General features: G+C 65.9%; 21 protein-coding genes. 6 read left to right on the forward strand and 15 right to left on the reverse strand.

Going from position 1 to position 19,330, the window contains the following annotated elements; translation table 11 throughout:
- Positions 1–58: 58 nt before the first annotated feature.
- Positions 59–859, reverse strand: a complete 801-nt coding sequence (locus M1E07_RS16000) for a hypothetical protein (protein WP_461187611.1) — start codon at positions 857–859, stop codon at positions 59–61.
- A gap of 312 nt (positions 860–1,171) precedes the next feature.
- On the opposite strand from M1E07_RS16000, the gene M1E07_RS16005 reads away from it, so the two are divergent.
- The 3 genes from M1E07_RS16005 to M1E07_RS16015 all read left to right on the forward strand — a co-directional run bounded on the left by M1E07_RS16005 (position 1,172) and on the right by M1E07_RS16015 (position 3,248).
- Complete coding sequence (locus M1E07_RS16005; RefSeq protein ID WP_461187612.1) at positions 1,172–1,915, forward strand: ANTAR domain-containing protein; 744 nt, start codon at positions 1,172–1,174, stop codon at positions 1,913–1,915.
- Positions 1,916–2,136: 221 nt separating this feature from the next.
- Complete coding sequence (locus tag M1E07_RS16010; RefSeq protein ID WP_461187613.1) at positions 2,137–2,418, forward strand: hypothetical protein; 282 nt, start codon at positions 2,137–2,139, stop codon at positions 2,416–2,418.
- Between the two features lie 83 nt (positions 2,419–2,501).
- Positions 2,502–3,248 (forward strand): ABC transporter permease, encoded by a 747-nt coding sequence (locus tag M1E07_RS16015; protein ID WP_461187614.1) that lies wholly within the window; start codon positions 2,502–2,504, stop codon positions 3,246–3,248.
- Positions 3,249–3,364: 116 nt separating this feature from the next.
- Here M1E07_RS16015 and M1E07_RS16020 read toward each other — a convergent pair whose 3' ends face one another.
- Both M1E07_RS16020 and M1E07_RS16025 read right to left on the reverse strand, forming a co-directional pair.
- Positions 3,365–4,393, reverse strand: coding sequence for an alpha/beta fold hydrolase (locus M1E07_RS16020; RefSeq protein WP_461187615.1), 1,029 nt, complete (start codon positions 4,391–4,393; stop codon positions 3,365–3,367).
- 38 nt (positions 4,394–4,431) lie between these two features.
- Entirely contained in the window at positions 4,432–4,800 is a 369-nt protein-coding gene (locus M1E07_RS16025; RefSeq protein WP_461187616.1) for a cupin domain-containing protein, read from the reverse strand.
- Between the two features lie 507 nt (positions 4,801–5,307).
- Here M1E07_RS16025 and M1E07_RS16030 point away from each other — a divergent pair.
- Complete coding sequence (locus M1E07_RS16030) at positions 5,308–5,937, forward strand: maleylpyruvate isomerase family mycothiol-dependent enzyme (protein WP_461187617.1); 630 nt, start codon at positions 5,308–5,310, stop codon at positions 5,935–5,937.
- Positions 5,938–5,960: 23 nt separating this feature from the next.
- Here the strand turns inward: M1E07_RS16030 and M1E07_RS16035 are convergent, their stop codons facing one another.
- From M1E07_RS16035 to M1E07_RS16050, 4 genes are all read right to left on the reverse strand, one after another.
- Positions 5,961–6,395 (reverse strand): arsenate-mycothiol transferase ArsC, encoded by a 435-nt coding sequence (locus M1E07_RS16035; protein ID WP_461187618.1) that lies wholly within the window; start codon positions 6,393–6,395, stop codon positions 5,961–5,963.
- Positions 6,392–7,777, reverse strand: a complete 1,386-nt coding sequence (locus tag M1E07_RS16040) for an FAD-dependent oxidoreductase (protein WP_461187619.1) — start codon at positions 7,775–7,777, stop codon at positions 6,392–6,394. Before M1E07_RS16040 ends, M1E07_RS16035 begins: the two co-directional genes overlap by 4 nt.
- A gap of 125 nt (positions 7,778–7,902) precedes the next feature.
- On the reverse strand, positions 7,903–8,334 hold the full coding sequence (locus M1E07_RS16045; RefSeq protein WP_461187620.1) for an arsenate reductase ArsC: 432 nt from the start codon (positions 8,332–8,334) through the stop codon (positions 7,903–7,905).
- A gap of 138 nt (positions 8,335–8,472) precedes the next feature.
- A complete protein-coding gene (locus M1E07_RS16050) occupies positions 8,473–9,144 on the reverse strand; it encodes an arsenate reductase/protein-tyrosine-phosphatase family protein (RefSeq protein WP_461187621.1) in 672 nt (223 codons plus the stop codon).
- Positions 9,145–9,190: 46 nt separating this feature from the next.
- On the opposite strand from M1E07_RS16050, the gene M1E07_RS16055 reads away from it, so the two are divergent.
- Together M1E07_RS16055 and M1E07_RS16060 are read left to right on the forward strand one after the other, a co-directional pair.
- Positions 9,191–9,931, forward strand: coding sequence for an aquaporin (locus M1E07_RS16055; RefSeq protein ID WP_461187622.1), 741 nt, complete (start codon positions 9,191–9,193; stop codon positions 9,929–9,931).
- A gap of 36 nt (positions 9,932–9,967) precedes the next feature.
- Positions 9,968–10,306: a YnfA family protein gene (locus tag M1E07_RS16060; RefSeq protein ID WP_461187623.1), complete on the forward strand. Its 339-nt coding sequence runs from the start codon at positions 9,968–9,970 to the stop codon at positions 10,304–10,306.
- Between the two features lie 17 nt (positions 10,307–10,323).
- On the opposite strand, the gene M1E07_RS16065 is transcribed toward M1E07_RS16060, so the two are convergent.
- From M1E07_RS16065 to M1E07_RS16100, 8 genes are read right to left on the reverse strand one after another with little or no spacing between them, the layout of a single operon-like run.
- Complete coding sequence (locus tag M1E07_RS16065; RefSeq protein WP_461187624.1) at positions 10,324–11,505, reverse strand: carboxylate-amine ligase; 1,182 nt, start codon at positions 11,503–11,505, stop codon at positions 10,324–10,326.
- 16 nt (positions 11,506–11,521) lie between these two features.
- Positions 11,522–13,045, reverse strand: a complete 1,524-nt coding sequence (locus M1E07_RS16070) for a M20/M25/M40 family metallo-hydrolase (protein WP_461187625.1) — start codon at positions 13,043–13,045, stop codon at positions 11,522–11,524.
- Positions 13,046–13,048: 3 nt separating this feature from the next.
- A complete protein-coding gene (locus tag M1E07_RS16075; protein WP_461187626.1) occupies positions 13,049–13,387 on the reverse strand; it encodes a hypothetical protein in 339 nt (112 codons plus the stop codon).
- A gap of 57 nt (positions 13,388–13,444) precedes the next feature.
- Positions 13,445–14,578 carry a glycosyltransferase gene (locus tag M1E07_RS16080; protein WP_461187627.1) on the reverse strand — a complete coding sequence of 378 codons (1,134 nt, stop codon included), beginning with the start codon at positions 14,576–14,578 and terminating at the stop codon, positions 13,445–13,447.
- Positions 14,568–15,887 carry a family 1 glycosylhydrolase gene (locus M1E07_RS16085; RefSeq protein ID WP_461187628.1) on the reverse strand — a complete coding sequence of 440 codons (1,320 nt, stop codon included), beginning with the start codon at positions 15,885–15,887 and terminating at the stop codon, positions 14,568–14,570. Before M1E07_RS16085 ends, M1E07_RS16080 begins: the two co-directional genes overlap by 11 nt.
- Entirely contained in the window at positions 15,884–16,201 is a 318-nt protein-coding gene (locus M1E07_RS16090; protein WP_461187629.1) for a DUF6752 domain-containing protein, read from the reverse strand. Before M1E07_RS16090 ends, M1E07_RS16085 begins: the two co-directional genes overlap by 4 nt.
- Positions 16,198–17,850 (reverse strand): class I SAM-dependent methyltransferase, encoded by a 1,653-nt coding sequence (locus M1E07_RS16095; RefSeq protein ID WP_461187630.1) that lies wholly within the window; start codon positions 17,848–17,850, stop codon positions 16,198–16,200. Before M1E07_RS16095 ends, M1E07_RS16090 begins: the two co-directional genes overlap by 4 nt.
- A complete protein-coding gene (locus M1E07_RS16100) occupies positions 17,847–19,316 on the reverse strand; it encodes an SDR family NAD(P)-dependent oxidoreductase (protein ID WP_461187631.1) in 1,470 nt (489 codons plus the stop codon). The genes M1E07_RS16095 and M1E07_RS16100 overlap by 4 nt, the downstream gene beginning before the upstream one ends.
- Positions 19,317–19,330: the final 14 nt, after the last annotated feature.

Raw genomic sequence — 19,330 nt, forward strand, 5'->3', positions numbered from 1 at the left:
TCATGACGCTGGTCCTTTGGTTGTTGGATCCGCTGTCTTGGGGAGTCAGCTGTGACGCTTACGGCTGGCGCTCGGCGCCGCGGACTTCGCTGTACGGGTCATCCAGGTCCCTGAGTGGGACTCCGCCCGCTTCGGTGCCGGAGTAGGCGGGACGGGCAGGTTCACCGTAGATGGTTTCGCCGTAAGTTGCGGGCGCTGCCTCGTGGTTTTGGTAGACCGACTCTTCGCCCCAGGGCGGACCGGTTGTTGTTGCGGCAGCGGGCGCCTGCGCAGGCCTGGTTGGAATGGCAGTTTGCGGTGCCGGGGCTGGCTGCAGGCCACGTGCGAGGCGGCCCACAAGGATGCCTGCGCCGGCAGCCAGGAGCAGGAACGTACCCGGCTTGCGGCGGGCGAAGGACTGAACATCCTCCAGCAGCGCCCCGGGCTCCTTGTTTTCCACCCAGGATGCAACCGAGGAGGTGCGCTCGGCAGCCTGCCGGATCAGGTCACTGGCGAAGCCCTGCTGCTCCGGGGCATCAGCCATGGACTGCAGTTGGCTGGAAATGGTCCGGATGCCGTCGGCAGCCTTCTGCTGCTGCGCGCCGGCCTGGCTGCCCAGTCCGGACTTCGCCTCGTGCAGGAGGCCCTTGGCGCTGGCCTTTGCCTCGGACGCGACGTTTCCGGCCTCAAGCTTGGCGGTCTGGGCCACATTCTGGGCCGCACCGGCCGCCTGCCCGGCGATCTTCGACGTCTCCCCCTTAGCTGCATCCTTCTTGGTGACGTATGTTTCCGGCTCGGCCGAAGGATCCGCCGGTGCTGCGTTCCCGTACTGGTCGAGAGGGCTTCGGGCAGAAGCCTCAGGCCACTGGTTCTCCGTCATCTTCACTCGCTTCCACTGATGGGCAGCTGGACTTTGATACCCAGCATGATGAATTAGTAAGTAAGGTTACTAACTAGATACTAAGCACACTTGGTATCTGTCGCGCAAGACGGGTCTGGTGGCAGCCGACCCACCCGGGAAGGCCGAAGCGCCATCAGCAACCGGGCACGAACGCACGATGGAAGGGTGCCGAGTCCGTGCCGCCAGCCCCTATGAAGGATAAACTGGACATCCGCCGCCCAGGGCGGGTCACCGCTTTTTGCGGTGCCCCTCTCAGGGCCATTGTTCAGGGCACTACAGGAACGAGGCTGCATGGCACAGGACCCCAGCACGCAGCAGGACACCAGCGTGGCCGACCACCTCCAGGACCTCGTTCTGGAATCCGCCGACGTGGAGGAACTGCTGACCGAACTTGCGAAGTTTTCGGCTTCCAACCTTTCTGCCCACGGCGAGCTGCTGTGCGGTGTCACGCTGATGCGGCGGAAGAGGACAACTACGGTGGCAACGAGTGACCCTTCCGTCCTGCCCCTGGACGAGCTGCAGTACGGCTACGGCGATGGGCCCTGCCTGTCAGCTCTTCGGGAAAAGACCACCTTGCACGTTCCCGACCTGAGGGAAGAGCAGCGCTGGTCCCGCTACTGCACGGCCGCCTGGGCGGAAGGGATCGGATCCATCCTCTCCGTTCCACTCCCCCTCGAAGGCGAAGCGCATGCCGGGCTGAACTTGTACTCGAGGAGCACCCACGGGTTCACCGGCGAGGACATCGAAAACGCCGAAGCCTACGCCGTGCAGGCCTCCAAAGCCCTGCGTATGGCCGTTCGGGTGGCGCAGCTGGTCGATGACCGCAAGCACCTCAAGGCGGCGATGGAATCACGCACGGCTATCGACATCGCCGTCGGGGCAATCATGGCGCAGAACCGCTGCAGCCAGGAAACGGCCATGAAGATTCTTCGGATCGCTTCCAGCAGCCGCAATATCAAGCTCCGTGACGTGGCGGCGTCCATTGTCGCTTCCGTGTCCGAAGACCCGAATGTACTGACGCATTTCGACTACTGACCAGGGTTTCGGACCGCCGCAGCTTGATTCCGGACGCGGCGGTCATCGGGTCAGGCAGCATCACGTAGCCTCCCCAAAAGGTCCGGGCGGTTCCGGCCGCTAAGACATTTATCAATTTTATCAATACTGACCCATCCGTGGCCGGTATGGCTTCGAACCACTGCAGCGGGACGCAGACCGCGACACTTTCGCAAAGCCCACCGACCAGAAGGCGCCTGCCCATGAGCGTTCCGAACTACACCCGTTTCCTCTCTGAATGCTTCGCCCAGAACCCGGAAAGGCAACCGGCCCTTCGCGAAGACGAAATATACGGGGTGTACGTCAGCTGGTGCCTGCTCAATGGCCAGCAGCCCGGTCCCACCACGTCCTTGTGGGCAGCCTTGGACCAACGCGGACATACAAAACAACACCGCGACACCGGCCGTCATGAATGGCCCGGACTGACCATGAAGGGCCCGGCAGCGGTGGACTACATCCTCTCGAGCCAGCCCAGCCTGCTCTGACCCCCGTTGCCCGGAATAGGTCGTAACCCTTTCGCTCTTTCGCGGCTTTAACTGCGAGCCTGACCGGCCGCTAGGCTGAGCTGATGGTCTCACTCGCTGCCCTGGCACCCACCGTCGCAGCCGTAGCCATCCTGATGCTGATTACCGTCGCCGTGCTCCGGGGATCGAGTACGCCGTCGTTCCTTGCACCGGCCGTGGCCATCTTGCGGGGAGCTGCCCAGCTGGCGCTCATCAGCCTGGTCCTGGGCGGCATCATCGCGGATCCGCTGTGGGTGGCAGTGGCGCTGCTGGTCATGTTCACCGTGGCGGCAGCGACAGCAACACGCCGGTTGGCCTGGTCCTGGCGGCGCTTCGCAGTGGTGTCAGCAACCATGGCCGCCGGCATCGTGGTGACCCTCGCCGTCGTCTTCGGCATGGGAGCTGTGGCCCTCGAACCCCGCTATGTCCTGGCGGTGGGCGGGATTGTGATCGGCAACTGCATGACCATCGCGGTGCTCGCCGGGCACCGCTTCCACGAAGCAGTCCGTGAGCAGTGGGACCAGGTGGAGGGCTGGCTTGCGCTGGGCGCCACGGCCCGGCGCGCCACCCTTACGCAGGCCCGATACTCGGTGCACGCAGCCCTGATCCCTTCCACGGACCAGACCAAAACCACCGGCCTGGTGACCCTGCCCGGCGCGTTCGTGGGAGCGATCTTCGGCGGCGCCTCCCCGCTGGAGGCCGGGCGGTTCCAGGTGGTGGTCCTGGCGTCCATCATGGCGGCGGGCGCGATTACCGCCGTCGCGCTTCTCCGTTCCCTGGCTGCCGTGCGCGTGCGTCCCGAGCCGCGCTAGACAGTCAATGCGGGAGCTGCTGCTGCAACTCGGCGGTCATCTCGCTTACCAGTTCAGGCCTGCCGTGGAACTGGGCCGAAGTGTTCTGGAAGAGCTCGATGCGCCACAGGTCAGGATCAGCCATCGTTGCCCGTTAGGAATGTTCGGATTTCCTCGGCCATGCGCCTGGACTGGGTCCAGTGCAGGTAGTGGTGGCCCTCGAGGGTAACGATCTCGTGGCGTGTGACGTTTTTCAGCAGGTTCTGCGCCGCGGCTGTCTTGGTTTCTGTCGAGCCGGAGCCGTCATCAGCGAGGAAGGCCAGCACGGGCAGGTGGTCCGGATAGGTGACTCCCCTGAGGGCTGCCGCGTTGTTCGCTATCCGGGCTGTTTCATCCGCCACGGCCGGATTGCCGTAGGTCCAGCTGGTCATGAGGCGCATGCGGTGCAGCTCGTCATCGGTGTAGGCGTCACTTGCGGGGTCAACAAAACTTGGGACGGCGGCGGAGACAGCGCGGACTACCCCGGTGAAGGCCAGGGCCCGCTGCCAGTTGAGGTCCGGCTCCGGATCTGAAACCGGCCCCTCTCCAGGTTTGGGTATCGACGCGTCGATTCCGACGACGGCGGAGACTTCCGTTGGGTACCGGTTGGCGTAGTCAAGCATGTAGAAGCCGGCGATTGAGTGCCCTACCAGAACGTACGGTTGCCTGACCTGGAGCTTGGCCAGTACTTCGTGCAGTTCGGTGCTGATGTTCTCATTGGTCCTCGGAGGGGCTTCCATGTCGCTGTAGCCGTAACCAAACCCCTCGACGACGATGGCATCGAAGCCGTTAAGTTCGCGGACTAATGGGGCGAAATCAAGACCCGGCGCCGGGGTTCCCAGGCCACTGAGAAGGACAATGGTCTGGCCCTCCTGCCCGTTCCGGGACACGTTGAGCGCGCCGCCGCCTACCACGACGCGTTCGCCGTAGGCAGCCGTGCTCGATTTCTCCGTTGACTCCAGGACCGCGTTGATCACGGTGGATACCAGCACCAGCGCCAGGACTACCAGAGCTGCAATACCGGCCCGGCGCCACCCGCGGCGCGGCTTTTTCCGGATCCCGGATTCCCTGGCTTCTGATGACCCGGAAGTCCTATGCGGGGATGGGTGCATGCTGGACCTTTCCATCCCGAAGTTTATCTGGGCCGCCCTCCAACTGCCCGGAGTCAGGCAGGCTTGGCGAAAGTGGCCGCGCTCATGATTTCGTAGCCCACGAATGCCTCGTTGCCTTCAACCCAGGCGTCGTGGCCGGCTGGAATGGTGTACGCGTTGCCGGGGCTTATGGTGGTTTGCTCGCCGTTATCCATCTTTACCGTCAGCGTCCCGGCGGAGCAGATCCCCACGTGGTTAACCTGGCAGCTGTCCGTGTGGACCACGGTCTTAACCGTCTCGGACCACTTCCAGCCCGGCTCGAAAGTAAACCTGCCCAAGGTGGTGTCGCCGATGTTCACCACATCAACCTGGGTCTTTGGGGGACGGCGCGTTTCATCTGGTTCGTCGAATGACTTGGCTTTGAGGGCTTCTAATCCGGCCACTTGGTTCTCCTGACAGGGAGTGATTGGAACTGTTCGTCCGGAACGCCCAGAAAGCCCCGGGGTGATGGTTGGCCGGCTTCCTCCGAGCCCGTCAACGCCGACATCCAGCGGTATCAGGGTGCCTTCACGAGTGGGTCATGTCAATACGTAGGAGTCGGCATGACTGTAGCCGGAGTGTTGGGACGGTGCATGGTGACGCCCGCCCTGCCCTGACCCGCGGCGGACACACAGCCGCGCGTGTATTCATGGACCCGGCCCGCCGGGCTTGGCAGCGCATGTGAGGCTACGCTGCCAAGCCCGGCGCACTGACCGGAACGAGCTATTTGGGGGCTAACTCCCCAGCCAGATAACAACATCCTGACGCCGCGACCTTGGGAAAACCCTTTGCCGGGAACCTGGGAAGAACCTTGCAGGAGCGACCGGCGTTTCGCCCGTGTATACGGAGGCTCGGCCGGCTCCTGCGAGGCGCACGCAGAGGAATGTCCGGTCGTGTGGGATCGTGGTCGTATGAAGCGGGAGGCACTGCGGGAGAGCATCGACGCTGAGCGCCAGGCTCTCAGCGATCAGCTTGAAGCGCTCGATTCGGCAAGCTGGGCCACGCCCTCGCTTTGTGCCGGGTTGTCCGTCCGCGAGGTCCTTGCCCACATGACCGTCAGTGGAGCAGTCTCCGCTCCTCGGTGGTTCCTCGGCGTTCTACGTGCAAAGTTCGACTTCGATCAGCAGGTCGACGACCGCCTTCGGGAGCAGCTCGGCTCAAACGAGCGAGAGACCCTTGCCCTGTTCAGATCTACTGTCAGAAGCAGGACGTCGCCTCCGTTGCCGGCAGTGGCACTGCTGGGAGAGATGGTGGTGCACGGCGAGGACATCCGCCGGCCGCTCGGGCTTCCGCGCGTGTACCCGCAGCAAACCCTCGATGCACTGCTGTCCTACTACGCCGGAACCGATCAGGTGGTGATCGCGAAGAAGCGGGTTGCGGGCCTTCAACTCGAGGCCACTGACAGCGGCATCACGATTGGCCATGGCGAGCCCGTGCGCGGAACCAGCCTTGCTCTTATCATGGCCATGACCGGCCGCCGGGCCTATTGCACGGAGCTTGCCGGCCCAGGCACGCACACCCTCGCGGAACGGTGTTCCTAACTTCCGCGAACATGGAGGTACAGCTACCTGCCGGTGAGCTCCGCGTGGAGCTTCTGGACGCGGGCTTTGATGTCGTCCCGCACCAGGCGCATGCGCTCCATGCCTTCGATACCTTGCTCGGACGGCTCGTACGTCTCCCACACCTCGAACCGGGTACCTTCGGGAGCTTCCAGCTTCGCTTCGGTGCCCAGGACGATGACGGCGTCCACCGTGTGCAGGACCTCGTCGGTGACGGGCTTGGGGTGTTCGCCGGTGATGTCGATGCCGAGTTCGGTCAGGGACTCCACAGCCTGCGGGTTGAGGGACTTGCCAGGTGTGGTGCCGGCGGAGTAGACGGTGACCGCCCCGTTGGCGAGTTGGTTCATCAGCCCCGCGGCGAGCTGGGATTTGCCGCCGTTCTTGCTGCAGACGAAGAGCACAGCAGGGGTTTTCCGCGTACCGGGTGTCTCGTTGGTCATGAGTGCGCTGTTTCCTTTGTGAGTGAGTCGACCGCCGTGGGGAAACCGATCAGCACGGGTTCGGGGGCGGCACAGCAGCCGGCTTCTCCGGCCGAGTCTGCAGGGGCCTGGGCCGGGACGTCGCAGCTGGTACCGAAGTCCGTGGAGCAGACGCCGGTCTCGGGGAGTTCGAGCCGGACAGTGGCGGCGGCTTCGCGGTCGTCGGCCAGGGCGGCGACGACGGATCGGACCTGTTCGTAGCCGGTGGCCAGCAGGAAGGTGGGCGCCCGCCCGTAGGACTTCATCCCGACGATGTAAAAGTCCTTGTCCGGGTGGGCCAGCAGCTTGGCGCCGTGCGGCGGGACGGTGCCGCAGGTGTGGAATTCCGGGTCGATAAGCGGGCCGAGTTCCAGCGGAGCCTCGACGGCGGGGTCCAGGTTGAGCCGGAGTTCGCGCAGGATGTCCAGGTCCGGGCGGAAGCCGGTGCAGGGAATAACAACGTCGGCCTCGAGGGTGCGGCCGTCGACGGCCTCGACGGTCACGTGCGAGTCCAGGGATTTCAGTGCGCTGATGCCGAAGCCGGTGTGGAGTTCGATCTTCCCTGCCTCCACGAGCCGCCGGACGCGACTGCCGAGCTGGCCCCGTGCCGGCAGCCCGTCAGCGTCCCCTCCGCCATAGACTTTCGCCGCTGTGGCCCCGCGCATCGTCCAAAGAATGCGGGTGTCCGGCTCCTCCTTGGCAAGGCCGGCAAGGCTGATGAGGGTGTTGGCGGCGGAGTGGCCGGCGCCAACCACCAGGACACGCCGGCCGGCAAAGGCTGCCCTATCGCGGCCGATGACGTCGGGGAGCGGCGACGAAATTTGGTTCGTTGCGGTGTCCTCGCCGATGGCCGGCAGCCCGGAAGTGCCCAGCGGATTGGGCCGGGACCAAGTGCCGGACGCATCGATAACTGCCGCCACCGTATGGTCGCGGGTTTCGCCGCCCGCATACTCGACCCGCACGGTGAACGGTGTGGTGTCGCGGTTCCGGGCGTGGGTCTTGTCGATGCCCTGCCGGGTCACCGCCACCACGCGGGCGCCGGTCTGAAGCCGGGAGGCGATCTGCGGCAGCGCGGCCAGCGGTGCGAGGTAGTTGTCGATGAGTTCCCCGCCGTACGGAAGCGCGGTGGGACGGGGTGGTTGCCAGCCGGCAGCCTCCAGCAAACGCACGGCGGCGGCGTCAACGTTGAACCGCCAAGGCGAGAACAGCCGGATGTGGCGCCATTGCCCGATGGCCGCGCCCGCGGTCGTGCCCGCCTCAAAGACCAGCGGCTCCAGGCCGCGCTCGAGCAGGTGGGCCGCAGTGGCCAGGCCGACTGGGCCGGCGCCGATCACGGCGACGGGAAGGCTCTTCGCCACATCCATGCTGTCCTCTTTTCTCATCGGGTGTTGGGGTGGGAGGAGTCAGCAGCAGTCCTCGTCGTCGCAGCAGCCCGAGTCGCCGCAGCATCCTGTCGTCATTCCGCTCACCTCCTCCCCTCATCAGGTTCTTAGGCGTGGGTTGGTTCCTCGGGGATGAGGGACTCGATCAGGCCCTCGATCCGGGTTCTGATCTGGTCCCGGATGGGGCGGACGGATTCGACGCCCTTGCCGGCGGGATCTTCCAGGACCCAGTCCTCGTAGCGCTTGCCGGGGAAGTACGGGCATTCGTCGCCGCAGCCCATGGTGATCACCACGTCGGATTCCTTCACTGCCTCGGTAGTGAGCACCTTCGGGACCTCCGCGGACATGTCGATGCCCAGTTCGGCCATGGCCTCAACGGCGGCGGGGTTGATTTTGTCGGCGGGCTGGGACCCGGCCGAGCGGACCTCGATGCCGCCCTTGCCGAGGGTGGTGAGGAAGGCTGCGGCCATCTGGGAGCGGCCGGCGTTGTGCACGCAGACGAACAGGACGGAAGGCTTCTTGGCGGTTTCGGTGCTCATTGTTTTGCTCCTGGGGAGTTGAGGGACTGTGGCTGAGCCGTCACGCCCGCACTTCCTGCTTCAAGTATTGAAGTTGATCGATGCAGGAAGTATCGAACGATATATTGATCATTGTCAATGCGTAGAAGGTTGGGTGTTTCAGGCGGCGTGCACCCGGGGTGCTAAATCGGCAATGCGGTGGGAAATGTCGTTGTAGGCGAATTCGAAGGCTTCCTCGGTGTTGACCCGCAGGGGATCCGGAACGGACCAGTGGACGCCGGCGAGGCCGGTGAGTTCCTCGTGCGCGTTGTCGCAGACAGTGACGATGAAGTCATCGTCGGCAACCCCCTCCAACCGGCGTGGCGGAACCTCGGGGACCTCCACTCCGTGCCGGCGGGCGACGTCGATGGCTCCCTGGGCGATACGGTCCGCCGGCTGCGTGCCGGCGGAGGTCGAAGGGATTTCGCTGACCTGCCGCCAGAGGGCGGCAGCCAGCTGTGAGCGGGCGCTGTTGCGCGTGCAGACAAACAAAACGCGCGCGGCGGGGTGCTCGACGCCGGGCGCGAGGCCTTCCAGCGCGCCGGCAGCCAGGCGCATGTAGCTGCGGCGCTTGTCGGCTTCGGAGCGGTGCCGGGTTGCCAGTCCCGCTCCTTCCAGTGCCCGCAGGTGATGGGACACCAGGTTCGAAGGCATTCCCAGTTCAGCCTGCAGTTCCGTGGGCGAGAAGTCCCCAAGGGTCAGCAGATCGACAATGCGCAGCCGCGCGGGATCGGCGAGAGCCGCATGCTTGGCGACCCGCGACGAGAAGGCGTCCGCTTGCTCAGTTTTCATTGACTCAATTTTGACTGAGCTAATTTTCTGGGTCAAGCTTGACGCCATGACAACCAACCAGCCGCCGCTGTGGCGCCGTGCCGTGGCCGAGCTTCTTGGGACCAGCCTGCTCGTGATGATCGTCGTAGGTTCCGGGATCATGGCCCAGCAGCTTTCACCCACCGACGTCGGACTGCAGCTGCTGCAGAACAGCACCGCGACGGTGCTGGGGCTGACCGTCCTGATCCTCATGTTCGGGCCCGTCAGCGGAGCACACTTTAATCCCGTGGTCTCGCTCGTGGATTTGATTTTGGGCCGGCGCAGCGGCACCGGTTTGACCCTGCCGGAGCTCGGTACGTACGTGGTTGCGCAGACTCTTGGTGCGGTCAGCGGCAGCGTCATCGCCAACGCCATGTTTGAAGTGGGGACGTCCTTTTCGGGGAAGGACCGTGCCACCGGCGGGCATCTGCTCGGCGAAGGTGTGGCCACCGCCGGACTTATCCTGCTGATCTTCGCCCTCGCCGCCACCAAGCGGGGCGTCCTTGCCGCGCCCGCGGTGGGCGCCTACATCGGGGCCGCGTACTGGTTCACGTCATCGACGTCGTTCGCCAACCCCGCCGTGACGGTAGGCCGTATCTTCAGCGACACTTTCGCCGGCATCGCGCCCTCCTCCGTGCCCGCGTTCATCGTCGCCCAGCTCATCGGCGCTGCAGTGGGGCTGGGTCTACTCCTCATCCTCTTCCCCTTCGCGGCGCAGGCTGCCGACGACGTCGTCCTGCCGCACGAGGCGGACAAGGCCAGCTCGTAGCCCGGGCCGCCATACAAAACTGCCAGAATGGGCCCTGTGACTATCGCAAAGACCATCCTGCTGTTCGTTCTTGCCGCTGCCGCTGAAATCGGCGGCGCCTGGCTGGTCTGGCAGTCCGTCAGGGAAGGCAAGGAATGGTGGTGGGCCGGACTGGGCGTCATTGCCCTGGGCATCTACGGCTTCGCCGCAACCTTGCAGCCTGACGCACACTTCGGCCGCATACTTGCCGCCTACGGGGGCGTCTTCGTCGCCGGGTCACTCGTCTGGGGCATCGTCTTCGACGGCTTCCGGCCGGACAGGTGGGACATTGCAGGATCGGCGATCTGCCTGCTCGGCGTCGCTGTGATCATGTTCGCCCCCCGCAACGCTGCCTGAGGCCAGTTCCCAGCGGATTAGTCCCCGTCAGCCGGGACCCGCACCGTGCAGTCGGCCGCATCCCTGACTACGTCCTCCAAGTCCCCGGTTCGGTGCAGCACCTCAATCTGCCGGGCTGCGCCCGTTCCGGCGTTGAGCAGATTGTCCATCAGTTCCTCCACCCGCCCCAGGTCCCCGATGTCCTCCAGAGCCTTGCGGATGTGGTTCATCAGCGCATTGACGACGGCGAGGGCTTGCACCGGCCGGCTTGTCACCGGATCCAGCAGCTCACCGCGCAGACCCCACCGGCTCGCCTTCCAGCCCGCCAGCCGCAGCAGCGCAGTGGGAACAACGGCGGGTTCAATTCCTTCCCGCCATTCCCTCGCCGCGGTCTCCACCAGCCCCCGGGCGATGCCTGCCAGCAACACGGTGTTCTCCGGCCGGAGGCACACATCGGCAAGCCGGAGCTCCACTGTGGGGTAGTGCCGGGAGAGCCGGGCGTCGAAGTAGATCATCCCCTCGTCCAGCGCGACGCCGGTGCCCACCATGTCCTGCACCAACTGGTAGTAGGCCTCCGGTGTACGGAGGATTTCGAGTGGACCGGCTGACGGCCACCGGTTCCACACCTGCGAGCGGTAGCTGGCGTAGCCGGTGTCCTCGCCGTGCCAGAACGGGGAGTTGGCGCTGAGGGCGATCAGCACCGGCAGCCAGTTCCGGATCCGGTCCAGCACAGCCACTCCCTCTTCCGCCGACTCCACCGAGACGTGGATGTGGCAGCCGCACGTGAGCTGCTCGCGGGCAGTCAGCCCATATTCTTCCGTCATGGCCTTGAACCGCCGGAGCTGCACGGGATGGGGATCGGCGGGAAGCGGTGACGTGGCCAGCGCCGCCACCCTGACCCCCACGTCCTCTGCCGCCTGGTGCGCAATGGCCCGCCCGGCGATGATGTCCGCTTCCAGCCCGGCCAGGGTGGAATGCGGCGGGGTGACCACCTCGATCATCTCCTGCTGGAACTCAGCCGTGAGGACAGGACCGGAGGTGGAATCCATCGGGCGGACGTACAGGTCCAGGAGTGCGCCCGCTACCGGTACGGCATCCCCGCTGCCTGCGTCCACCAGGAGCAGCTCCTCCTCCACTCCAAAGGTACGACGGCGGCGGGCCGCCCCAGCGCTGGTATCTCCAGTTTGCGCCGGGGTGCCGTCAGGACCTGAGCCATCCATCGTCGTCGCCCCTTGCTCATTCCATCCGGGCCAGTTCGTCCCAGAAGCACGCCAGCGTGACGGCACCGTTCACCAGGACCTCGAGGTTGGCGCTCTCGTCGCTGTCGTGCCAGTGGTCCTCCACCAGGCCCGTTCCGAAAAACAAAAGCGGGGCGTCCAGTGACTTGCTCAGCAGCACGGCGGGACCGCCGCCGGCGTTGCCCATCCTGCCCACCTCTGCGGAGCGGAAGCCCGCAGCCATGGCCCGCTCCAGGGCGGAAACAGCGGGATGGTCCGGAGTCCAATACGGTTCCTGGGCCGTCTCGAGATCCACGCTGAGAGTGTGTCCGTAGTCCTCCCCCACCGTGTCCTGGACCCATTGCCGGAGCTGCTCGGCCACCTTTTCCACCCGCTGGCCGGCCACGGTCCGGAAACTCAGGTCCACGGAAGCCACGGAGGGAACGGCCGCGCTGGAAAGTCCTACAGGATCGCCGGCGAGCAACGCCGTGATTTCCACGGCCGGGCGCAGCCACAGGCGTTCCGGAACCGTGTACCCCGCCTCACCGGTGATGCGTCCCATCTCCGAACGCTCAAGCCAGTCCTCGTCCGTGAACGGCAGGCGTGCGAGCGCCGTCCGAAACTCCTCAGGCACCGGCGCAACGTCGTCATAGAATCCGGGAATGGTAATCCGGCCATCTTCGTCATGAAGGTCGGCAAGCAGCCTGCTCAGTTCAAAAGCCGGATTGGGGACGGCACCGGAAACGGCGCCGCTGTGAACGTCCACCTTGGGACCGGTGAGCTCCAGGTGTGCGCTGAGCATCCCGCGAAGGCTCACGCACAACGCGGGATGGTCGGCGCGGAAAAGCAGGGTGTCGGAGAAAACCACGAGGTCCGCCTGAAACCGGTCCGCCTGCTCCTCCAGCAGCTTGGCCAGGTGTGGCGAGCCGCCCTCCTCCTCCCCCTCAACGAGGTACTTGAGGTTGACGGCGGGCGCGGTGGAGTGCGAATGCGTTGGGGTTTCGGGAGCGGTAGCTGATGGAGCGTCCGGGTTTTGGGGGGCAATGGTAGAGCGTGTGGACTGCCGGTTCAGGTGCGCGCGCAACCCCCACAGGTGGGCCAGGACCTGGCCCTTGGCATCGGAGCTGCCCCGCCCGTACAGCCTCCCGTCCCGCACCACCGGCTCGAATGGAGCGGTTTGGTCCCACTGCTCGGGCTTGGCCAGGCGTACATCGTGGTGGCTGTACACCAGGACGGTGGGCGCGCCGGGCGCCTCGCACCATTCCGCGTACACGGCGTGGGACTCCCCGGTGGGGAGAACTTCCACCACCGGGAAGCCAACCTCCCGGTACGCGGCCGCGAGCCAGTTGGCGGAGCGGAGCAGGTCCTGCGCGTGCTCCGGATCCCCCAGCACCCCGGGCACACGCACCCACGCCGCCAACTGGCTCTCCAGCTCGGCCCGGCGGGACCTGACGAAGGCGTGAAGGTCCTCGCCGCCGTCGTTATCCTGCGACGGGTCTTCTGCGCCGCCGTCGTGGTCCTCTACGCCGTGATGCTGCTCCACGGCTCACCGGGGCTGGGCAGGGTTGGTGGGATCACCCTGCGACGGCGGGTTGATGGGCGGTCCTGGAACACTGGCTGTCCGCGGGGTGTCCGGCGTGCCGGTGTTGACCTCTGGAGTGCTGGGCGCCTGCGGGCCGCGGGGCACGGTGCCGCCCTGCAGGTCATGGAGCCTCTTTTCGAGGATCTGCATGACGGGCAGGCGGTTTCCGTGCGCCTTCTCGTAGGTAATAAGCTGCGCCACTTGCGCTTCCTCCAGGCCGGAGATGCGCGAAGGCAGGGTTCCCACCGGCAGGTGGTCGTAGTCCGGAAGCGGCAGGTCCTTGTGCAGGGGTACTTCGTTCATCGTTGTTCAGCTCCTTCTCTCGCAATGCAACTTCGTAGTGGATTAGTGGACAGACTGTCAGCCCAAGGCCCCGGCGCTTGCCGGCTCCGGCTCCTGGACCCCGCCCGCAAAGACGGACTCCGCCATCTGGGCGGCGATCGCATCCCAGTGGTACTTCTTCAGCAGCTCGCGGGTCTTCGGCTTGGGCCCGCGCGACGGGTCCCGCTGGCCGAGCCTTCGGCACAGCGCAGCAAAGCCGGCGGCGTCGTCGCGCAGGTGCACCACTCCGGGGAAATCGGTCACCACGTCCGGCACCCGCGTGGAAACCACCGGCAGGCCCGCCGCAAGGTACTCGAGCGTCTTGGTGGGACTGATGGAGCGGGTTGCCTCATTCAGGGCGAACGGCATCAGGGCCACATCCAGGCCGGCCATCGCCGCAGGCAGGTCCGCGTAGCAGGTGTACCCTTCGTAGCTGATGTTGGGCTCCTGGGGCAGGCTGGCGGGATCGATCTTGGCCACCGGCCCGTACATCCTGATGTCCCACTCGGGCAGTGCCCGGGCGAGGCCGGCGACAAGGCCCAGGTCCAGCCGTTCGTCCAGCACTCCCACGTAACCCGCAACTGGACGCTGCCCGGGAACCCGGGGCGCCGCCGTCGGGAGCCTGTAATGCTCCGGCTCCACGCCGCTGGGAAAGAGCAGCGTGTCCGCGCGGCCCTGCCGCACCATGGACCGGTGGAGCGAGCGGCCGCCGGCGAATACGACGTCGGCCCGCCGGAGTGCCTGCCGCTGCCTCACCACCAGCTCGGGCGGGGCATCCTTGAAGGCGGCGAGATCGTCCATGACGTCGTACACGAGCGTGGTGGGGTTCAGCGCGAGGGCCAGTTCCAGGGCCAGTGGGGTGTACAGCCACACCACGCGCTCCCCCGCAGGCGGGCCCACCAGTTCGGGCAGCTGCTCGATGTAGTCCGGGAGGACGTCGTCGAAAAAACCCACGTGGTGGCCCTGCTCCGGAATCTCCAGCCAGGCGCGGTTCAGCCCGTCCACCTGCGTATGGTTCAGCCGGTTCTTCCCGGTGAATCCGGGCGAGGGTGTGAGCGGCTCCTCCACATACCAGGTGGAACAGCGGGAGCCCAGGCGGGAAACGAGGTGCTGGGGACGCTGCCATACCCAGTCCCAGCGGAGATGCGACAAGACGATCAGTTCACTCTGCATTGACTATCCTCAATTCCATTCGGGTCTCCGTGCGGGGAAGGCTGTTTCCCTGGTCCGCGTCAGGGGCCGGTGTCCATTTCCAATGGGACATTTGTGATTCGTATCCGCGCAGCCAGGTGGCCACGGGTTCGCCGAGCGTGAAGGCCGGCAGCTCTTGCGACGGCGTGCCGGCGGCGGCTTTCGCGTAGGACTCGGACATCACGGACGGCTGCCGGGCCAGCTCGTCATCCAGCCAATACACGCCCACAGGATCGATGTGGCCATCGCTGCGGTACAGGAGCGTATCCCAGTCAGTGGAGTCGATCACCGGGAACCAGCACAGGCCCTCGAGGGGAACCCCCATCTGCCTGGCGCGTTCGCACTGTTCCAGCACGTACTTGAACCAGGTGGCCCGGTCTGACGTGCGGCCACGGACGTTCGTCTCCGTCAGCAGGCACGGCAGCCGGTAGCGGTCCCAGTACAGATAGATCTGCTGCGCCAGCGGCAGCGGGTACGGTGTGTTGGGCGAGCCTCCCTTTTCATCAAAGTGCCACTGGCAGTGGGCGTAGTAGTCCAGGCCCAGCACGTCGATCCGCCCCGGCTCCAGGCCCTGCAGCTTCTCTCCCCCGGCTTCATGGAGCAGCTCCGCCATGGGCCCCTGGGGGTCGTAGCCCTTGCCCAGGAAGCTGTCCAGCACCAGGAACCGGCGTTCGTTGGCCATGGTGGCGTACGCGCTTCCGTTGGCACCGGCCCCGGTGTGGTGTTCGCAGGTGTCCACCCACACGTGCTTGGCGCCGGGCAGCAGGTCCGCATACGCGCGGCTCGCCTCCGCCACGGCCGGCAGTACGTTGAGGATCTGGGCCACGAAGTTGTCCAGGCCCTTCTGGTACGGCGGCCAGATGCCCTCGTGGCCGGTGAGGAACAGGGTGGAGAAGGGTTCGTTGAAGAGGGTGTACTCCTCCACCCAGGGGTAGCGCCGGGCGAACTCTTCCGTGTACCGCAGGTACGCGGTGGGGAAACGGGGGTCTGCGAAACCGCCCTCCATCCACCGGGGATAGCTGGTGTGGTGCACCAGGTCCACGATGGGGCGGAAGCCGTGGTCCCGCAGGTAGTGCAGCACCTTGTCTGTGTCCTGCCAGCTGAAGACGCCTTCCTCAGCCTCCACCCTGTGCCAGCGGACCGGATACCTCAGCCTTTTTACCCCGCAGTGGGTCAGCAGTTCGAGGTCCTGCTTCCACTGCACGTCGTGGGCGGTGGATTCGAAAATATCCTTGTTGTGCCGGGGAAGATACGTGCTCTCAAAGGCGCCGATGATGTCAATTCCGCTCATATGCCCGCCCCTTCCCCCTTCAGGGCAGGAGCTGGGGCACTTGCCGCCATGTCTGCGCGGTCGAAGGTGCCGGCCGCATCCGAAGCGCGTGGACGGTCCGGGGTGCTTGCCAGGTGTTCGTAGACGAGGTCCAGCAACTCCGCCGCCCTCCGGTTCAGCCGCCGGGACTCGTCCAGGTCCCGGTCCAGCCGGTTAACCTCGGCCCGCAGTTCGGCGATATCCGTTGCGGCTATGGCCAACCGCAGGTGGACCTCTTCCAGCGGGTCACTCAGGGGCTCGTGCTCGTGGATGGCGTCAATCAGGGGATCATTCATGGCAGGGCCCTCACTTTCACTCGGTGGGTAGGTATGGCGCCATCGTCCTGGCGCCCGGTTTGTGGTGTCACATCCTCTGCTCTGAGCCCCAACTTGGTGAGGGTGCTTGTCAGCGCACTGATATCCATGGGGCCATAGAAGCGGCAATCCGGGAAGGCCGGTTCGGACTCCGCCACCTGGACTTCCAGGAAGGCCGTGGCCGCCCGGCCCTGGATCCGCAAAAGCTGCCGGATCAGCCCCAGCGTGTTCTCCCTGCCTTGCCAGTCCAGCGCATTCAGCAGCAGCCGCGCGTACACATGCAACGGACCCGCACCGTGGTTCACCAACCTGGCCAGCGGAGCGGTTTCCCGGAGCGAGTTGAGGTTCACCCGGCGGAACTCCACAGACCCGGCGCCGGCCTGTTGCCCGCGCAGGTTTTCGATTGCCGGGCGGCTGTAGTCAACAGCCACCACATAATGCCCCTGCTCCGAAAAGTGCCTGGCATCGGCACCAAGGCCACAGCCGAGTTCCAGGATGCGGGACCCCGGGGGCAGCTCACGGGCGAGTTCCTCGGCCCAGGCCGACGGCGTGTGGCCGGCAGCCTGCCCGGATTCTCCCCGCAACAGCGCCCGGTGGTGGTCCTCCCAGTTCTCCCGGTCCCAGTCCAGGCCGCCGAGCCAGGTGTCATAGCGGCGGCGGGCCGGTGGCGGCGTGACGAAACGGAAGGCAGGATCAGGGGTGTGCCAGCCGAGTCCGTAGATCGCCGCAAGCATCTGCTCCGGCTCCGCCGGGGCCGGCAACTCCCGTCCGTTGATGGCGAGGGTCCGCAGCGGGAAGATAGTCACCTTCTCGCTGTGCTCGCGGGCGTGGAACGTGCCGTGGAACCAACCCCCCACATTGAAGTAGGTAAAGATGTCCAGGTAGAACCGGTCCGTGCCGTCCGCCCCGGGAAAGAGCAACTGCAGGTGCCCCGCGGAGTGCCGGACGGTTTCGTAGCCCTCCGCGTGCAGGGCCCGTTCCAGTTCGAAGCCCTCCAGTGCAATGTCCGAGGGGTTCTGGTGCGGGCTGAGGTAGGCCAGGTCCACATCGTCGTCGCCGGGCATCACCCGGCCGTCCCGGACGGGTCCCAGGAGGGTGCCGCCGGTAACGAACAGCTCCTGGCCGCGGCCCCGCATCCACTCCACCAGCTTGCAGGCCTCATCCAGTGCCTCATCGATCAGGTAGGCGCGCCGGCCTTCGAAGTTCCGCGCGATCCGCCCCCACTTGTTGATGATCTGCGGCATGCCCGTGCCCGGTTCCGCCAGCGAGAACTCGTGCGGTGAGTCGTCAAAGGCGACTGTCGCCGTCGGGCATAATGGCGTTCCATCCTGCATCACGCGGAGCCGCGCCCAGCCGGAGAGACGGCCCGCCAGGGCCGGGGGCCAGTCGATGACGCAGACGCCGGGGCCTGGCCTGGCCGCCTCCCCGGTTCGGATGTTCCAGATGGGCCTGTCCCCCAGCAGGATGGACAAGGTGGAGTCCGCCGGAATGGGCGGCCCCGCCAAGGTGAGGGACACCTTGTCCGCCCGGAGGCTGTGGCTGTCAGTGCCCCTCCCAACCTCCGGCACCTCAGCCGACAAGGGGCCGCCGTCCCGGGTACCTGCGTCCCGGGTCTCAACGTCCTGGCTCATGGCTGAGCTACCAGTTCGGGGTCCTTGGACGGGTCCGTGTACGGGAGCCGGACGTCCACCACCTGCCCGGTCATGGCCGACGCCAGGACTTGAATGCTCGCCCCGGCCACGGCTGCCGCCGGCAGCAGGGATCCTTCCTCTTCCGCCCCGAATGCCCTGGTCCGCATGGGCGTGGCGGTCCGGCTGGGGCTGATGCAGTTCACCCGGATGCCGTCCGAGCTCCACTCGTCCGCGAGCGCCTGGGTGAGGTTCACGATCGCTGCCTTGGTGGCGGAGTAAACCGTGTAGTTGGCCCGGCCGCGGGTGTAGGAGCTGGAGGCGAAAAGCGTCAGCGAACCCTTGCTCTCGGCCAGGTACTTCTGCGACTCCTGGGCCACGATGAAGGCTGCCGTGAGGTTGACGTCAACGTCGTGGTGCAGCTGCTCATCGGTCAGCTGGGCGAGCGGCCCCACGCTGAGGACGCCGGCTGTGAGGATGATGTGGTCCAGGCGGCCGTGGCTTGCGGCGGCGGAGGCGAGCGCCTGCGCCACGCACCTGCGGTCCTCCACGTAGGTGCCGTTGCCGGTGCGGCTCTGCCCCACCACCACGGCGCCTTCGGCCTCGAGCTGCTGGACGAGTTCCAGGCCGATGCCCGAACTCGCACCGAACACCAGCACCGTAGAGCCGCGGAGCCCGTCCGCATTTCCGCCGGGCAGCATGGTTTTGTGCTTGAGCTGGAACAGTTTGTCCGCAAGGTGGATGTCGATGGGCTGGGTGATCTTGATGTTCGCCTCGTCCCCGTCCACCACGAAAATGGGGACGTCGGGGCAGTATTTGAGGACCACCGAGCAGTCATCAGTGGCGGCGAAATCCGGGTCCTGGCCGGCCCGTTCGTACGCTTCGGCAATCACGGGCATCCGGAACGCCTGCGGCGTCTGGCCTCGTCGCAGCTTGGCCCGCGGGGGCACGGCGCGGATGAAGTTGTCATCATCCACTTCGATGATGGTGTCCGCTGAGGGGATGGCAGTGTCGACGGCGGCGTAGACGTCGAGTGCGCGGATGCAGGCAATGATGATGTCGCCGTCGAGCAGGGGCCGGACGGCGTCGTGGAAGATGACGTTGGCGTCCCTGTCCGCGATGGCGTCCAGTGCCAGGCGTGAGGTTTCGCTGCGGTCTGCGCCGCCGGAAAGGATGGCGGTGAGTTTGCTGAACTTGCTGGCCGCTGTCGCACCCGGTGTGCTGCCGGGTTTGCTGCCATAGAGCAGCTCCTCGGCCCGCGGTATGTAGCCCGGGGCCATCATGACGATGATCTCGTCCACCAGCGCACAGTGCTGGAACAGCTCCACCGTGTGCTCGAGGCTGGTGCGGCCGGCGATCGGGACAAACTGTTTGGGTATGTCCAGGCCCATGCGGGCGCCGACTCCTCCCGCCAGGATGACCGCCACGTTGCGGCGGGTGCCGGATGGAGAGGGTGGTTTCTGGTCCATGGCTGGTCCTTTCA

The organism is Arthrobacter sp. Z4-13, from assembly GCF_054792705.1.

Coding starts and splice junctions, on each gene's coding strand:
- M1E07_RS16000 (WP_461187611.1), bottom strand. CDS start 859: ATGACGGAGAACCAGTGGCCTGAGGCTTCTGCCCGAAGCCCTCTCGAC.
- M1E07_RS16005 (WP_461187612.1), top strand. CDS start 1,172: ATGGCACAGGACCCCAGCACGCAGCAGGACACCAGCGTGGCCGACCAC.
- M1E07_RS16010 (WP_461187613.1), top strand. CDS start 2,137: ATGAGCGTTCCGAACTACACCCGTTTCCTCTCTGAATGCTTCGCCCAG.
- M1E07_RS16015 (WP_461187614.1), top strand. CDS start 2,502: ATGGTCTCACTCGCTGCCCTGGCACCCACCGTCGCAGCCGTAGCCATC.
- M1E07_RS16020 (WP_461187615.1), bottom strand. CDS start 4,393: ATGGAAAGGTCCAGCATGCACCCATCCCCGCATAGGACTTCCGGGTCA.
- M1E07_RS16030 (WP_461187617.1), top strand. CDS start 5,308: ATGAAGCGGGAGGCACTGCGGGAGAGCATCGACGCTGAGCGCCAGGCT.
- M1E07_RS16035 (WP_461187618.1), bottom strand. CDS start 6,395: ATGACCAACGAGACACCCGGTACGCGGAAAACCCCTGCTGTGCTCTTC.
- M1E07_RS16040 (WP_461187619.1), bottom strand. CDS start 7,777: ATGGATGTGGCGAAGAGCCTTCCCGTCGCCGTGATCGGCGCCGGCCCA.
- M1E07_RS16045 (WP_461187620.1), bottom strand. CDS start 8,334: ATGAGCACCGAAACCGCCAAGAAGCCTTCCGTCCTGTTCGTCTGCGTG.
- M1E07_RS16050 (WP_461187621.1), bottom strand. CDS start 9,144: ATGAAAACTGAGCAAGCGGACGCCTTCTCGTCGCGGGTCGCCAAGCAT.
- M1E07_RS16055 (WP_461187622.1), top strand. CDS start 9,191: ATGACAACCAACCAGCCGCCGCTGTGGCGCCGTGCCGTGGCCGAGCTT.
- M1E07_RS16065 (WP_461187624.1), bottom strand. CDS start 11,505: ATGGATGGCTCAGGTCCTGACGGCACCCCGGCGCAAACTGGAGATACC.
- M1E07_RS16075 (WP_461187626.1), bottom strand. CDS start 13,387: ATGAACGAAGTACCCCTGCACAAGGACCTGCCGCTTCCGGACTACGAC.
- M1E07_RS16080 (WP_461187627.1), bottom strand. CDS start 14,578: ATGCAGAGTGAACTGATCGTCTTGTCGCATCTCCGCTGGGACTGGGTA.
- M1E07_RS16085 (WP_461187628.1), bottom strand. CDS start 15,887: ATGAGCGGAATTGACATCATCGGCGCCTTTGAGAGCACGTATCTTCCC.
- M1E07_RS16090 (WP_461187629.1), bottom strand. CDS start 16,201: ATGAATGATCCCCTGATTGACGCCATCCACGAGCACGAGCCCCTGAGT.
- M1E07_RS16095 (WP_461187630.1), bottom strand. CDS start 17,850: ATGAGCCAGGACGTTGAGACCCGGGACGCAGGTACCCGGGACGGCGGC.
- M1E07_RS16100 (WP_461187631.1), bottom strand. CDS start 19,316: ATGGACCAGAAACCACCCTCTCCATCCGGCACCCGCCGCAACGTGGCG.